We start from the raw sequence: 15530 nt of genomic DNA, 5'->3' as shown, positions 1-15530 counted from the left end.
AATGAAAGTACTGATGACCGAATACCTGCGCATCGACCTGGACACCGAGCAGTGGGAGTGCCGGGTCTGCGATCACACGATCGGCACGGCTGCCAAGGGCTACAAGGAAGGGATGCTGGTGTACAACCGCGACCCCCGCGAGATCCACCCACCCATCCTCGATCCGGAGAAGTACCGCTTCACCTTCAGCCCCGATCCGGAATGGGTGCGCATCCTCGAGTACTACTGCCCCCACTGCGGGACCATGGTTGAGACCGAGTACGCCATCCCGGGGCACCCGCCCCTCCATGACATGGAACCGGACCTCCCCGCGCTGCGCGCCCAGTGGGCCAAGCGTGAAGAAGTCAAGGAGCCCGTGGTGGGACCGGCGGTCGTCCCCGACCAAGGCCACAACCACTGATCCCCATACCGGCCACGCAGGTTTCGCGCATCGGGTGCGCGGCAACCGGGCCGGTATCAAAGAATCGAGGAGATAAAAAGTATGAGGCGCGTATCTGTAGATATCGGTGGGACCTTCACTGATTGTTTCGTGGTCTGGGATGGCAAGTACATTGAAGCCAAGGCGCTGACCACCCACCATAACCTGGCGCTCGGTTTCAACGAAGCGCTGAGCAAGGCCTACCACGTGCTGGGGCTGGAGCTTGAGGAGATCCTGTCGCAGGTGGATTCGGTGCGTTATGCCACCACCCTGGGCACCAACGCCCTCATCGAGCACAAGGGCCCCAAGATCGGCATGCTGGTCACCGCTGGTTACGAAGCCACCGTGCCCCTGTCCCGTGCCCGCGGTTACGGCGAAGGCCTGGACAACCTGGGCCAGCAGGACATGCCCAATGCCCAGCGCCCGGTTCCGCTGGTGCTGGCGCACATGATTCGCGGTGTGCGCGAGCGTGTCGATTTCCAGGGCGAGCTGGTCATGGCGCTGGACGAGGACGATGTGCGCACCCAGATCCGCGAGCTGGTGGATCGCGGCGCGGAAATCATCGTGGTGAACCTGGTCAACTCGGTGGTCAATCCGGCGCACGAGCAGCGCATCGAGGAGATTCTGCTCGAGGAATATCCGTCCCACCTGCTCGGCGCCATTCCGATCATCCTGTCCCACCAGGTGGCGGGCCGCAAAGGCGAGTATGTGCGTGCAACCTCGGCCATCGTCGATGGCTACCTGCACAACACCATGTACCACGCCCTGTCGGCGCTGGAGCAGAACCTGCGTGCGCACAAGTATGAAAAGCCGATGCTGGTCATCCACAACTCCGGCGGCATGGCGCAGCTCAACTCCACCGATGCACTGCAGACCATCCACTCGGGTCCGGTCTCGGGCATTGGCGCCTCCGAGCACCTGGCCATGCAGTGCGACCTGGGCAATGTGGTGGCTACCGACATGGGCGGCACCAGCTACGACATCGGGATTGTGGTCGAAGGGGGCATCAAGCACTACGACTTCAACCCGGTGATCGACCGCTGGCTGGTGTCGGTGCCGATGGTCCACCTGGTGACCCTGGGTGCGGGTGGCGGCTCGATTGCCAGCTATGACCGCATGTACGACACGGTCAAGTGCGGCCCCGAGTCGGCCGGCTCCGACCCCGGCCCGGCCTGTTACGACCGTGGCGGCATGAAGCCGACGGTCACCGATGCGGACCTGCTGCTGGGCTACCTGGACCCCACCAACTACGCGGGCGGCTCGATCCCCCTCAATCCGCGCCGTGCCAAGGCCGCCGTCGAAGATGCCCTGTGCGACGACCTGGACTGCGACGTGATCGAGGCGGCGCTGCTGATCCGCGAGAAGGTGGACGACAACATGGCCAACGGCCTGTTCACCGAACTGCGGGCGCGGGGTTACGACCCCAAGGACTTCACCATGCTGGCCTATGGGGGCAACGGTCCGCTGCACTGCTGCGGCATCGCGCAGAACCTCAATATCGACAAGATCCTGGCGCCCCCGTTGTCTTCGGTGTTCTCCGCGGTCGGCGCGGGCAACATGCATCAGCTCCACATCCACGAGACGTCCTTGTACATGGTGCTGTACGACTCGAACACCCGTCACCTGTTCGACGACTACGACCGTTTCAACACGATCGTCGCCGACCTCAAGGAGCAGGGCACCCAGGATCTGCTGCGCCAGGGCGTCGCCAAACAGGATATCCACCACAGTCTGGAGCTGGACATGCGCTACGGCAACCAGCTGGTGCAGACCACCGCAGTGATCCCCAAGCACGAGCTGAATGGCCCGGGCGACGTACTGGCGATGATCTCCCAGTTCTCCAACGACTACGGCAAGCGCTTTGGCGAAGGCTCCCAGGCGCCGGAGGCGGGCATCCGCATCAACACCATCCGGGTGGCCGCCTTCGTCCGCCACGAGACGGTGCAGTTCGAGGACATCAAGCCGGTGCCCGTCGAGCAGCGCAAGGCCCCGCCGGTGCCCGCGAACACCCGCAAGTGCTGGTTCGTCGGTCACGAGGGGGCCTTCGACACCCCGGTGTGGAGCCGCGACAGCATCGAGCCGGGGGTGCAGATCCCCGGCCCCGCGATCATCGCCTCCGAAGTCACCACCTTCCTGGTGAATCCGGGCTGGAACTTCGTTGCCGCGAAACAGGGTGCTTCCTGGTTCCTGCGTGCCTGAGCGCCGCGGACCCCCGATTCAACCTCACCAAATGACAGGATTGAAAATGAGCGAGATGAATACGCCGGTGACGGCAAAGACGCCAAGCCCCGAGGAAGTGGCGCTGATCAAGAAGTTCCTCAATGACACCACCCTGTTCCTGGGGCCCGATCCGGAGATCATGCAGAACCACGATCTGATGCCCCGGACCGAAATGGAAGACGAGTGCATGCGCAAGGTGGGCGACGCCCACACCATCGCCAAGATCCGCGACCGCATCCAGGCCGGCTGTGACGAAGGCTACGAGATGGTCGAGCAGATGGGTGCCGCCCCCGGTGCCAAGTGGGGCGACGTGATCACCGGGGTGTATTCCGCCTCGGGCGACCTGGCCATTGCCAGTGCCGGCGGTGTGCTGATCTTCTCGGCCCTGGTGCATCACCCGATCAAGTTCATCATCAAGAACTGGGTTAACGAGCCCACCGTGGGCGTGCGCGAAGGGGATGGCTTCATCCACAACGACTCCCGCTACGGCAACGTGCACAACACCGACCAGTCGATGATCCTGCCCATCTTCCACAAGGGCAAGCTGGTGTGCTGGGTGGCCTCCACGGTGCATGAGGGCGAGAACGGCGCCATCGAGCCGGGCGGCATGCCCTCCATGGCCGAGAGCCCCTGTGACGAAGGTCTCAAGATGTGCCCGTTCAAGGTGGTCGAGAACTACCAGATCAAGCGCGACATCCTGACCTTCCTGCAGAACTCCGTGCGCGAGCCCAAGCTCCAGTACGAAGACATGAAGGTCAAGCTCTTCGCCTGCCTGCGCATCAAGCAGCGCATCGAAGAGACGCTGAACACCGATGGCCCCGAAGCACTGATCTCCACCCTGCGGACCACCATGGAGAACGTGCGTGCCGAGGTCAAGCGCCGGGTCAGCCAATGGCCCGACATGACCGTGCGCACCTACATCATCCAGGACTCGACCCTGCGCGAGAACTGCGTGGTGAAGATCAACTGCAAGCTCACCAAGACCGGCGACCGCCTGATCTTCGACTTCCGCGGCTCCAGCCCGGAATTCACCAACCGGCCCACCAACACCATCGTGGCAGGCCTGAAGGGCATGCTGGCGCAGGTCTTCCTGTGCTACGTGTGGCCCGATCTGCCACGGGGCCAGGCGGCGTTTGCGCCCATCGAGGTGATCACCGATCCGCACTCCATCGTCAATTGCTCCTACGACGCCCCCAACTCCCAGAGCCTGATGTCCATCTTCACCGGCTTCACCGCCGGCCAGCACGCCGTCGCCAAGTTCCTGTACAGCTGCCCGGAGAAGTACACCAAGGTGCATGCGCCCACCTTCAACATGATCAACACCTTCATCTGGGGTGGGGTCAGCCAGCACGGCGAAACCCTGGGCAACCTGTGCGCCGACTTGAACGGCATGGGTGCTGGTGCGCGCTCCGACCTGGACGGTGAGCATGGTCTGGCACCGATCTTCGCCACCATGGCGGACATCGGCGAGCAGGAGCTGAACGAGGAAGACGTGCCCTTCCTGCAACTCGTCTCCAAGAAGATGACCCGCGATGCCATCGCCCCGGGCAAGTACCGTGGCGGCCAGGGCTACACCATGATCGCCGCCACCAAGGACTCCGAGCAGTGGGGCTTCATGACCACCTGCCAGGGCGCCAAGATCCCCCCGATCCAGGGTCTGTTCGGCGGCTATGCCTGCGGCTGCTACCCGCTCTCCAAGGTCAAGGGCATCGATGTGTATGACATCCTGCTCAACGAGCCGCATAAGTTCAAGCACTCCATCGAGGAGATCATGAACGAGCAGCCCTTCGAGGACGCCACCTATACCACCCACCACATGGGCATGGGTTTCGAGATCTCGAAGCGTGGCGAGCTGTTCATGATCTCCCAGGGCGCGGGGGCCGGCTACGGTGACTTGCTGGAGCGCGACCCGGCCGGCGTCATCCGTGACATCGAGGAAGGCCTGATCTCACCGGGCGTGGCCGAGCGCCTCTACAAGGTCAAGTTCGATCCGGCGACCCTGGCCGTCAATCAGGACGCCACCGCCGCCGCCCGTGACGCCGAGCGCAAAGACCGCATTGCCCGGGGCGTGCCCTACGCCGAGTTCATCAAGACCTGGAACAAGCCGACCCCGCCGTCCCACCTGCAGTATTTCGGCTGCTGGGGCGACGATGTGGCCAAGCTCTACATGGGCAGCCCCGACAAGTTCCGCGATGCCAACACGCCCCGCCCCAACTACATGGTGCATCCCAAGGACGTGCGCATCGCCGAGCTGGAGGCCCGTCTGCATGCCTTGGGCGCCATGGGAGGTGAAAAGCAATGAGCCAGAGCCTCGCCGACAGCCTGCCCGGCAAGGGCGGGAGCGGCCTGCGGGTGTGGCTGAAGGCATCGGCCTATACCCGCCGGCTGCTGCTGGGGGAGGGGGGCGACCCGTGGCAGGGTGCTCCCCAGTACCTGGCGTACTTTTCGCAGGCCCAGGGCTTGCTCCGACCCGACGTGGCCGTTGTGGAAGTCGGCGAGCTCTTCGATTCATGGCTGCTGCGTCATCCGGAGGTACGCGCCGAGATGGGCGCCAAGCGGCGCCTGTCCTTTCCGCTGCGCAAGTTGCTGGAGCAGGACGAGCCGCGTCGGCTCCTGGCTGAGGTGGTGGAGGCGGTCATCGCCAACCTGCGCGGCCAGACGCCCCTGGTGCTGGCCATGCCCTCGCCGAAGCACTGGCTGTATCACGCCAACCTGTTGGCGGGGCGCAGCGACATCGAGCTGGACCCGGACGGGATCGAGGACGCGGCCATGTACATGGCCGACCTCCTCCGTTCGGTGTCCTCCAGCCCGGTGGGCGGGGTGCTGCTGGAAGAGCACCCCGACGATGCGGCAATGGGCGAGACGGAGCTTGAGCGTTACCGCCCGTTGATCAACGTGGCGCACCACTACCGCTGGTCCCTGGCCCTGCGTCCGCAAGGGGCGGCGGTGGCGGCGTCGCCCGTGCTGGCGGAGTTCGATGCCGTGCTGTCGGCGGCCATCGCGGCCCCGCAGCCGGTGTCCACCGGGGTGGATGTGAGTGCGGCCCTGTGGAGCGGCAGTCCCCTGCCGGCCCTCTCCCAGGCCCAGTTCTACTTCGCTGAAATCCCGGAGGCCCAGCGTCCCGAGTTTGTCCTGGAAAGCCTGGCCCGCCTGCGGGCCTAGCCCTGGCGGGGGCCGGCCCGGCCGTTCGCGGTCCGGCCCCCGCCCTTTTTGGGTCGTGTGGGGGCGAAAGCGCTCACCTTCCGGCGGCGAAGCCGGGATCCTTGTCCTGCCTCCGCGGGCGAATGAATTCGTTCCTACTTTGAATGCGCCCCCGATGACGCCCTTTGCCCTGAGCATGTTGACGAGCCTCGTCGGCGCTCTGATCTCCGTCGGGGCTGCTGCCCTGTGCACCGCGGCCCTGAGCCCGCAGGTGTTGTCCCGCCTCATCAGTTACGCCGTGGGCGCCTTGCTCGGCGCGGCCTTCCTGGAGATCCTGCCCCACGCCCTGGAGGCCTCGGGGGATGCCGAGTGGACCAGTGCCCTGGTCCTGGGGGGCGTACTCCTGTTCTTCCTGCTTGAAAAGCTGGTGCTGTGGCGCCACAACCATGCGCTTCCGGTGGGGGGCGGCCATGCCCATGGGCACGAGGCCGACGGCCACGGGCGCAGCGGCCTGCTGGTGATGATCGGTGACAGCTTCCACAACTTCGTGGATGGCCTGCTCATCGCCACCGCCTTCATGGAAAGCACGTCCCTCGGCCTGATCACCGCGGCGGCCATCATCGCCCACGAGATTCCCCAGGAGCTCGGGGATTTCGTCGTCCTGCTGCATGCCGGCTACAGCCGGACCAGGGCCCTGGTCTTCAATCTGCTGTCCAGTCTGGCCATGGCTGCCGGCGCCCTGTTGGCCCACTTTGCCCTGCCCCTGGTGACCGGAGCGGTGCCGGTGCTGCTCGGGCTGGCCTGTTCGAGCATGATCTACGTGGCGGTTGCCGACCTCATTCCGGGTCTGCACCGTCGCACCCGCCTGCGCGAGACCGTGGAGCAGATCCTGCTGATCGCCGCCGGCGTCCTGTCCATCGGCGGTGTCCATCACGTGATCGAGCACAGCGGCCTCGTCTGAGCAGGGCCGTGGCGCGCTTTCGGCGCGCCCGAGTTGCCGCAGATCCCCAATTGCCATCGACCGATGGCGTTTGTCTCCCCTCGTGCCCGAACGATCTCATCCCTGCCTGGTGCATTTCCATGCGCTGGGAATAAATGGGGTCTTCATTTCCCTTCCATTACGTCCGCCGCCGTCCGGCCGCCGTTCGATGACCCGAAGCATTACCGGACGCTTTCAATCGGTTTGCTGCTACGCCGCAAGATCGGACGTATTTGAGATTTATATATAAATATATGTTTCTAAATAAAAAACAATAAATTTTTATATTGGCATTCAAGTTGCTAATCAAGAGAAGGGGGCGTTCGGAGAATTGTCGGGGCAATACGTCCACGCCGGACGGAATTGCCGGGCGAGTGTTCCGGAGTCAATGAAGGAAATGGCGATCTGCCTGTTTCCACCATAAATCCAATAAAGGCAATGGAGTGCGTATGGAGACTGATCTTGACTGTCGGCAGCCCCGTGAGGGCGAGTGGAAACACAGCCGGCCCGGTAAATGGGTTGCGGGACGGGAAGCCCGGGGCGCGTCACCACAGGAGGCCCGACATGCTTAATGCGATCAGGAAATTGGGCACGGGGGCGCGGGTGGCGACGTCCGTGACGACCTCGTCCCTGCCGCTGCTGATCATCGGCGGGCTGCTCTATGCCGCCTTCTTCGTGAAGGCAGAACCCGAGATCGGCACCCTCAAGGCGCGACCCCTGGAGCGTCGTGACGCTTTCTATGGGGTGGTCGCGCCGGGTGGCTCGATCCTCTGGGCCGCAGGCTCCTACGGCAAGATCGTGCGCAGCGACGATGGCGGCAAGAGCTGGGAGGTGCAGGCCAGCCCGGTGGTGGCCCACCTCCAGTCCATCGCCGCCTGGGATGCCCGGCGTGCCGTGGCCGTGGGCAATCGCGGTCTGGCCGTAGTGACCGACGACGGCGGCAAGACCTGGAAGGAGGTCAAGCTGCCCCGTTCGGAGGTGGCCAACAAGCTGCTCCAGGTGCGGGCCTATCCAGACGGTGTGGCCTGGGCCGTGGGTGAAGTCGGCGCCGTGCTGAAGACCACCGACTTCGGCACCACCTGGACCCGGGTGCTCGACGAGAAGGATCAGGCCTGGAACGACATCTTTTTCGTCGGCCAGAACGGCTGGCTGGTGGGCGAGTTCGGCCAGATCCAGCGCACGACGGATGGCGGTCAGAGCTGGAGTCCGGTGTCCAGCCCGGTCAAGAACAGCCTGATGTCGGTGCACTTCCGCGACGCCCGGCACGGGGTGGCGGTGGGTCTCGCCGGCACGGTGCTGGTCAGTGCCGATGGTGGGGCGAGCTGGCAGGAGGCGCCGCCCCTGACCCGGGAGCACCTCAACTGTGTGATCTGGGACGGTGCCCAATGGGTTGCCGTGGGTGACAAGGGCATGCGGGTGCAGGCCGGTGCGGAAGCGAACGACTGGAAGGCCGGGCGCATCTCCGACAAGGACCTCTCGTGGCGGACCCAGGTTGTCCGCACGGCGGACGACTTTGTACTGGCCGGGGCGAATCTGGCCGTGCTGCACAAGGATGAGCTGCGGATTCTCGGCCGTGACGAATAACGACCCCCACGGCCTGGCTGTGCCCGGCCTGCCCCCGGGGGGAAAGAAAGCCCGGGGCGGCCCGGCGCTTTCTTGAGCGCCCCCAATTCAGACAAGGAAATGCAATGAAGAATGCGACATTCAAGGCGTTGGCACGCCTGATCGATCTGGTTCTGCAGCATCGGGTGCCGGTGGTGTCGGCGGTCATCGGCTTCACCTGCGTGATGGCCTATCTGGCGGCACAGATTGAAGTAAAGACAGTGTTCAGCGATCTGCTGCCCCGCAACCATCCCTACGTGGAGGTGAACAACCAGTTCAAGCAGACCTTTGGCGGCTCCAACATGGTCAGCATCATGCTGGAGGTGGAGCAGGGGGATGTCTTCAATCCCATCGTGCTGAAGAAGGTGCAGCAGGTCACCCAGGCTTTGCAAAAGGTCGAGGGGGTGGATACCTACCAGATCGCCTCCCTGGCCTCCAAGAAGATGAAGGAGGTGCGGGCCTCCACCGAGGGTATCGAGTCACGTCCCCTGATGTGGCCCGGGTTGCCCAAGGATGCCGGCGAGATCGCCACCTTGCGCGAGGCGGTGCTGAACAATCCGCTGGTCTATGGGCCGTATGTCTCCATCGACATGCGCGCCACGCTGGTCACCGCCGATTTCATCGACGGGTCGGTGGACTACCTCAAGGCCTACAAGCAGATTGGCGAGATTGCGGATCAGGCCCGGGGCGACGGGGTGCTGGTGCGGGTGGTCGGCGAGCCCATCCTGTACGGGCTGGTCAATCACTACCTCGGTGAAACCCTGCAGATCTTCATGGTCACCGTCGGGGCGCTGGTGCTGCTCTTGCTGCTCATCACCCGCACCTGGCACGGCACCCTGCTGCCCCTCATCACCGGTCTGGTCAGCGCCATCTGGGCGCTGGGGGCGGCCAAGCTGATGGGCTTCCACCTGGACCCCCTGGTCATCGTGGTGGCCTTCCTGATCACCGCCCAGGCCATCTCCAACTCGGTCCAGCTGGTGTCGCGCTTCGATGACGAAGTGGCGGGGGGCGCCACCTCGGCGGCGGCAGCGGCGCGGGCCAGCCTGCTCAACCTGTTCAAGCCGGGCATGCTGGCCATTGTGGCGGACGCCGGCTGCGTGCTGGTGGTGGCCCTGACGCCGATCCCGATGCTGGAGAAGATCTCCTACATCGGCACGGTGTGGATCCTGTCGATCATGCTCAGCGCCATGCTCCTGACCCCGGTGCTGCTGTCCTGGTGCGGGGTGCGCAAGCGCTACGCCCACCCGATCAATGTGCATCCCATTCTGGACAAGGTGCTTGGCCTGTGTGCGGCGGTCGTTACCTCCCGGCTGCGTTACGGCGTGCTGGCGGGGGCGGCGGTGTTGTTTGCCGTGTCGGGCATCTACGCCTTCAAGCTGAAGGTGGGTGATGCCAACCCGGGCTCACCGATCCTGTGGCCGGACTCCACCTACAACAAGGACGCGAGCGCCATCAACGAGAAGTTCCAGGGGTCCGACCGCATGTTCGTGGTGGTGTCGGGCAAGAAGGAGGGCGCTCTCAAGGAGCCCAGCGTGCTTGAGGGCATGGAGCGCTTCCAGAAGTACATGGAAGCCCAGCCGGAAGTGGGCGGCAGCATCTCCCTGGCCGACATCCTGCCGGCGGTGAAGCGCGTGGTGCGCGAAGGCAATGCCCGCTACCAGGAGCTGGGCGGCAATGCCGACGAGAACGGCGAGCTGGTTTACATGTTCGTCTCCGGCGCCGACCCCGGCGACATGGACCGCTTTGCCGACCCCCAGGCCAAGAACGGTGCGGTGACCCTGTTCTTCCGCGACCACCAGGGCGAGACCATCCGCACCGCGATTGCCCGGGTCAAGGAGTACGTGGCCAACAACAAGCTGGATGAGGCGGAATTCCTGCTTGCCGGGGGCCTGGTCGGTGTGCTGGCGGCGGTGAACGAAGTGATCCTGGCAGGCCAGATCGAGGCCATCGCCCTGGCCCTGCTGGTGCTGGTGGCGTGCTGCATGGTCACCTACCGCTCCACCGTGGCGGGCATGTTCTTCATGGTGCCGGTGCTGCTCTCCAACACGCTGACCTTCAGCTACATGGCCTGGCAGGGCATCGGCATGAACATCAACACCCTGCCGGTGGTGGCCCTGGGTATCGGCCTGGGGGTGGACTACAGCTTCTACATCGTCGATGGCATCCGCGAGGAACTGCACCACCACAAGGATGTGGGCCGCGCCATCCTCAAGTCCATCTCCACCTCCGGCAAGGGGGTGCTGATCACCGCCCTGACCCTGGTCACCAGCGTGGTGCTGTGGAGCTTCTCGTCCCTGCGCCTGCAGGCCGACATGGGCGTGCTGATCGCCATCTGGCTGTTCATCTCGGCGGCCTCGGCGCTCTTCCTGATGCCGGCCATGGCCTACGTGTTCCGTCCCGAGTTCATCGTCGGCTCCCGTCGGCGTCCCATCGAGCAGGCCGTCGACATCGAGCCGCTCCGCATCGGCTGATTCCCGTTGTACCCGTCCGACCCCCGCTGCGTGCGCCGCGGGGGAAGGGAGAAGTCTTGACCACAACAACACAAGTGGAGGTGACACATGAAGGCAAACAGAAGACTGGCGCTCGCCATGAGCGCGGCCCTGGGCATGGGGGCGGCGTGTGCGCCGGCCCTCGCCGAGGAGCCGTCCGGCGCGGCCGAAGAGGACGGCAACTACTTCCGGCTGGGCGGCTACGTGCGCGGCTGGGCGGCGTTCAACCTGCAGGACATCCCGGAAACCAAGGGCAACGACAAGGGCAAGATGTCGATGCTGCGCGGCTCCATCCTGCTCGATGCGGATGCCGCCACCGGCCCGATCAAGTGGAAGGCCGTGGCTCGGGTGGACCGGGAGGCCAAGACGCCCTACCTGCAGGATCTGGAAGACCTGCGCAAGATCAATGGCACCACGGGGGGTGACCACGGCAGCATTCTCAACAACTACAACAACGGCGACCTGCGCGAGTTCTGGGGCGAGTTCAAGGCCGGCGACCGGGCCACCTTCCGCATCGGCAAGCAGCAGATCGTATGGGGCGAGTCGGACTTCTTCCATGCCATGGATGTGGTGCATGGCTATGACCTGAGCTGGCGCCTGTTCTTCGAAGGGGAGAACGAGGAATGGCGCAAGCCCCTGTGGCTGGCCAGTGTGAAGCTCGATGTGCCCGAGGCCGCCGGCCAGATCCACGCCTACGTGCGTCCGGGCCTGGATCGCTGCAAGGACATCGGCAACACCTACGATATCCGTGGCGGGCGCTGGTTCTTCCAGCCCTACCGGGGCTACGACCTGTCGGCGGTGACCAGCTACGACTGCAAGCACCCGGAGGGTGACAAGGGCGACTGGACCGGCGGCATCCGCTGGTCCGGCGAGCTGGCTTCACTGAACTACTCCCTGGCCTACGTGAAGACCTTTGCCGCCGACCCGGTGGCCAACTCGGTCTTCGCGCCCTACAAGAAGGCGCCCGCCGGCCCCCTGTTCGATCTGATCCATCCCAAGATCGACGTCTTCGGCGCCACCGTGAGCGGTTACTCCGCGGCCCTGGATACGGTCTTCAGCGCCGAGATCGCCTACACCAAGGATCAGCCCTACAACGTCGGCACCGGGGCGCTCACCACCCCGACCCTCGGCGCTGCTGCCGGCCTGGGCCTGGGGGGCATCCGCCTGAAGGACACGGTCACCACCATGTTGCGGGCCGACAAGAACCTGCACTTCGAGAACCTGCTGGGCACCAACCGGCCGTCCTTCTCGTCGGTGCAGATCTTCGACACCTGGATCACGGGCCACAAGGACTCGGAGGATCTGGTGCGCCTCTTCGCCTACGGCTCGCCGCTCACCGAGCACAGCACCATCCTGACGGCCTTCACCGTCCTCAACTACAAGGGCGACACCATCAACCCGGGTATCGCGGTCGGCGTCGACCTCAGTCACGGGGGCGGCTTCCTGATTCCCAGCGTCGATGTGGTCCTGGGCGACAAGTGGCGGGCCAAGGCCGAGGCCGACATCTTCTGGACCTCCGGCTCGGGCAAGACCCTCTTCGACCCCAACCCCGGCGTGCAGCTGCTCGGCTATTTCGCCAACAGCAGCCAGCTCACCTTCCGTTTGACCCGCCAGTTCTAAATACCAGACAGGAGACACCAGAATGGAATCCAAGCAGAAACTGAATCAGTCCCGTCGGCGCTTTGCCCGTCAGGCGGCCGCGCTCGGCCTTGGCGCCTGCGTGATCGGCCATGTCCAGGCCGGCGAGCTGCAGGCCGGCTTTGTCATCACCAAGGACAACTTCGACAAGATCAAGACCGAGACTTTCGAGGGCAAGACCATCGCCAGCATGGTCCCCGAGAAACTCGAGATGATGATCAAGAAGTTCGGCCTGACCATCAAGCTGGCCCACTCGAAGAAGATCGAGATGGACCCGAAGTACGTCAATGCCACCAAGGAGCAGTCGAAGAACGTCAAGTTCGACCCGGCCACCCGCACCATGAGCGGCTGGAAGGCGGGCATGCCCTTCCCGCCCGAGACCATCAAGCTCGACGACCCCACGGCCGGCGACAAGGTGATCTGGAACCTCCGCGCCGCCACCTACGGCGCCACCATGGATCTGCGTGACATTTCCTTCGTGTTCATCAGCGGCGCCACTGGCGTCGAGCGCGTGCAGCGCTGGCAGTCGCGCCGCTACTACATGGAAGGTCGTCTGGACGGCGGCCCGGTGAGCGAGGGCGACGGCACTATCGCCCAGAAGACCTACCTCTTCGCCACCAGCCCGCAGGACATCCGCGGCCTGGGCACTTTTTCCATCCGCTACAACGATGCCACCTCTGCCAAGCCCGATGACACCTGGGCCTACCTCAAGTCCGTGCGGCGCACCCGCCGCCTCTCCGGCGGCGCGTGGATGGACCCCATCGGCGGCACCGATCAGCTCTACGACGACTGGGACATCTGGGATGCTTTCCCCACCAAGTACCGCGCCAACAAGCTGATCGGCAAGCGCTGGGTGCTGGCCGTGGCCCACAGCCCCCTGGTCAGCGTGGACAACAGCAAGCGCGATACGCCGGCAGAGTTCCCGTCGGTGGGCCTGACCGAGGCGCCGTACTACTTCCCGGCCAAGCACATCGAGTGGGAGCCCCGCGAGGTGTACGTGGTCGAGGGCACCCCGCCGCCGGAGCACCCCTACAGCAAGAAGGTGGTGTACATGGAAGTCAATTTCCCGCGCCCCTACCTGGGCGAGATGTATGACCAGAAGGGTGAATTCTGGAAATACATGATCTTCCAGAACCGCCCGGACATCGGTGAGGATGGCTACAAGGCCGTGATGCCGGTCGTCGGCCACGTCATCGACGTCAAGCGCAACCACTCCACCACCTGGTCGGCCAACATGAAGGCCAACCCCAAGGGCGTGAAGGAGAGCGATGTCTCCCTGAGCAAGCTTGAGGAAGTGGCCACCGGCGGCAAGTAAGACGCGCCAGGCCTCCGTTTGGCAACAGGGCCTGCCCCGGTCGGGGCGGGCCCTTTCGTGTGATGGAGCCGTTGCCCGCGTGGGCTTGAGTTCGACCTGTCATCGTCGGATGATGCAAAAAGCATGGACATGGCCGCCTTCGTTCGGGAGAATTCCGCCTCTCTTGTGACTGGGGTTGCCTCCCTTGAACCTGCACGGACCCGCTTGCCCTGCGTGTGGTGGCAAGCCCATCAGCCTGCGGCGAAAGCTGACTACCCGTTCAGGGGGCAACTTTGCGTGCCAGTCCTGTGGCACGCCCTTGCGTCTGGGCATACCGGGCTTTCGGCAAATGCTGCTACCTGCTTTCGTTGGAACGCTGGCCAGCTTTGCGCCAGGCGTCCTGGCGGGCGCCGGCATCCTCATCCTGGCGGTTGCCCTGCTTGCCCGGGGCCTGCCTGTCGAAGCCGCCCCCGCGGACTCGGCCGGCCCGAAGAGCAGTCCTGCCCTGGTGAGCTGGCTTCTGGGTGTGGTGGCCGGAGGCGTTCTCGCGCTGTGGGTGAACTTCTTCCCGGCACCCGAAGTGGCCATCGTGGGGCTTGGGGTGGCCATCGCTGCATCGTTCGCGATGACCCGCTGGCTGTGGGGAAACGATGCCCGGGCGAACAAGCAGGTTCATCTCTACCTGCTGTGGTTTCCGTTATTGGTCTTCATGCACTACCTGCCTTTCGCCGCCGTCTTGCCAGCATGGCCCGCCTATCAGCTAGGAGAGACGCGGATTTTTCAGGCGCGGGTTCTCTACAAGGGAGGCTCCCATCGCATGGGAGCCTGCAAGAGCAGTATCGAACTGGATACCGAAGGCCTGTTCTTCAGGTGGCGCATCTGCCTGCCGGAGGCCCAGTGGCATGCCCTCAAGAAGGGCGATGCAGTGGTCGTGACGACAGCGTCCTCGTGGCTGGAGGACTACGTGCTGCATGTCGCTCCAGAGGCCGGGGCGGCAGCACGGTGAGTTAGCGCTGTTCCCCGCACACTGCTCGCACCAGGCCGCGCAGCCAGCGGTGGGCGGGGTCGGCGTCCAGGCGCGGATGCCAGAGCAGGGAGACGGTGATCTCCGGCAGGGCCAGGGGCAGCGGGAAGCTGTGTAGTCCGCTGCGGAGGATGCCGGTGTGGCGTTCGGGCACGCTGGCGATCAGGTCGGAGGCCCGGGCCAGGGCGAGGGCGGCGGCAAAGCCGTCGACGAGGGTGATGATCCGCCGTGTCAGCCCGAGGGCGTCGAGGGCGTCGTCGATGGCGCCCCGCGCCTGCCCCGGGCGTTCCACGCGGATGTGCCGGCCGGCGGCATAGCGCGCAGGCGTCACCTCGCCCCGGGCGAGATCGTGCCCCGGTTGCACCACGCCGATGAAGCGGTCACGGAACAGGGCTTGCACGCGCAGTTCGGGTGCTGCGCTTTTCCCGACGACACCGGTTTCCAGATCGACGCTGCCATCGCGCAGGGGGGCGCTGTCCTTGTCGGGTTTGCGCACGAAGCGCAGGCGCACGCCGGGGGCTTCCTCGCCGGCCCGGGCGATGAGCGCCGGCCCGAAGTTCTCCACGAAACCTTCGCTGGTGCGCAGGGTGAAGGTCCGTTCCAGTTGCCCGAGGCGGGCGTCTTCGGTCGGGCGCAGTACGGCGTTGGCGTCCTGCACCAGCTGGCTGACCCGGTCGCGCAGTTCGATAGCCCGGGGCGTGGGCACCAGGCCACGCCCGGCCCTC

At 64.9% G+C, this 15530-nt stretch carries 11 protein-coding genes; 10 read left to right on the top strand and 1 reads right to left on the bottom strand.

What is annotated here, in order from left to right; genetic code table 11:
- The first annotated feature begins 1 nt into the window (after position 1).
- The 10 genes from J0L98_RS12895 to J0L98_RS12850 all read left to right on the top strand — a co-directional run bounded on the left by J0L98_RS12895 (position 2) and on the right by J0L98_RS12850 (position 14787).
- Positions 2-400 carry an acetone carboxylase subunit gamma gene (locus J0L98_RS12895; protein WP_296407301.1) on the top strand — a complete coding sequence of 133 codons (399 nt, stop codon included), beginning with the start codon at positions 2-4 and terminating at the stop codon, positions 398-400.
- 81 nt (positions 401-481) lie between these two features.
- Positions 482-2617 carry a hydantoinase/oxoprolinase family protein gene (locus J0L98_RS12890; RefSeq protein WP_296412182.1) on the top strand — a complete coding sequence of 712 codons (2136 nt, stop codon included), beginning with the start codon at positions 482-484 and terminating at the stop codon, positions 2615-2617.
- 46 nt (positions 2618-2663) lie between these two features.
- Positions 2664-4940, top strand: coding sequence for a hydantoinase B/oxoprolinase family protein (locus J0L98_RS12885; RefSeq protein WP_296412181.1), 2277 nt, complete (start codon positions 2664-2666; stop codon positions 4938-4940).
- Entirely contained in the window at positions 4937-5800 is an 864-nt protein-coding gene (locus J0L98_RS12880; RefSeq protein WP_296407297.1) for a hypothetical protein, read from the top strand. The genes J0L98_RS12885 and J0L98_RS12880 overlap by 4 nt, the downstream gene beginning before the upstream one ends.
- 175 nt (positions 5801-5975) lie before the next feature.
- Positions 5976-6740, top strand: a complete 765-nt coding sequence (locus J0L98_RS12875) for a ZIP family metal transporter (RefSeq protein ID WP_296412180.1) — start codon at positions 5976-5978, stop codon at positions 6738-6740.
- A gap of 582 nt (positions 6741-7322) precedes the next feature.
- Positions 7323-8342, top strand: a complete 1020-nt coding sequence (locus J0L98_RS12870; protein ID WP_296412179.1) for a YCF48-related protein — start codon at positions 7323-7325, stop codon at positions 8340-8342.
- Positions 8343-8446: 104 nt separating this feature from the next.
- Positions 8447-10831 (top strand): MMPL family transporter, encoded by a 2385-nt coding sequence (locus tag J0L98_RS12865; protein WP_296412178.1) that lies wholly within the window; start codon positions 8447-8449, stop codon positions 10829-10831.
- Between the two features lie 87 nt (positions 10832-10918).
- Positions 10919-12469 (top strand): DUF1302 family protein, encoded by a 1551-nt coding sequence (locus J0L98_RS12860; RefSeq protein ID WP_296412177.1) that lies wholly within the window; start codon positions 10919-10921, stop codon positions 12467-12469.
- A 22-nt stretch (positions 12470-12491) separates the two neighbouring features.
- Positions 12492-13802 (top strand): DUF1329 domain-containing protein, encoded by a 1311-nt coding sequence (locus J0L98_RS12855; RefSeq protein ID WP_296412176.1) that lies wholly within the window; start codon positions 12492-12494, stop codon positions 13800-13802.
- A gap of 328 nt (positions 13803-14130) precedes the next feature.
- Positions 14131-14787 carry a hypothetical protein gene (locus J0L98_RS12850; RefSeq protein WP_296412175.1) on the top strand — a complete coding sequence of 219 codons (657 nt, stop codon included), beginning with the start codon at positions 14131-14133 and terminating at the stop codon, positions 14785-14787.
- Between the two features lies 1 nt (position 14788).
- Here the strand turns inward: J0L98_RS12850 and J0L98_RS12845 are convergent.
- Positions 14789-15530, bottom strand: a 742-nt coding sequence (locus J0L98_RS12845; protein ID WP_296412174.1) for a LysR substrate-binding domain-containing protein, incomplete at its 5' end; no start/stop codon positions are given.

The sequence above is a fragment of the Zoogloea sp. genome, from assembly GCF_017302315.1.
In the GTDB taxonomy this organism is placed as follows: domain Bacteria; phylum Pseudomonadota; class Gammaproteobacteria; order Burkholderiales; family Rhodocyclaceae; genus Zoogloea.
The sequence above is the reverse complement of the archived record's forward strand: the minus strand, read 5'-3'. Positions and strand labels throughout refer to the sequence as shown.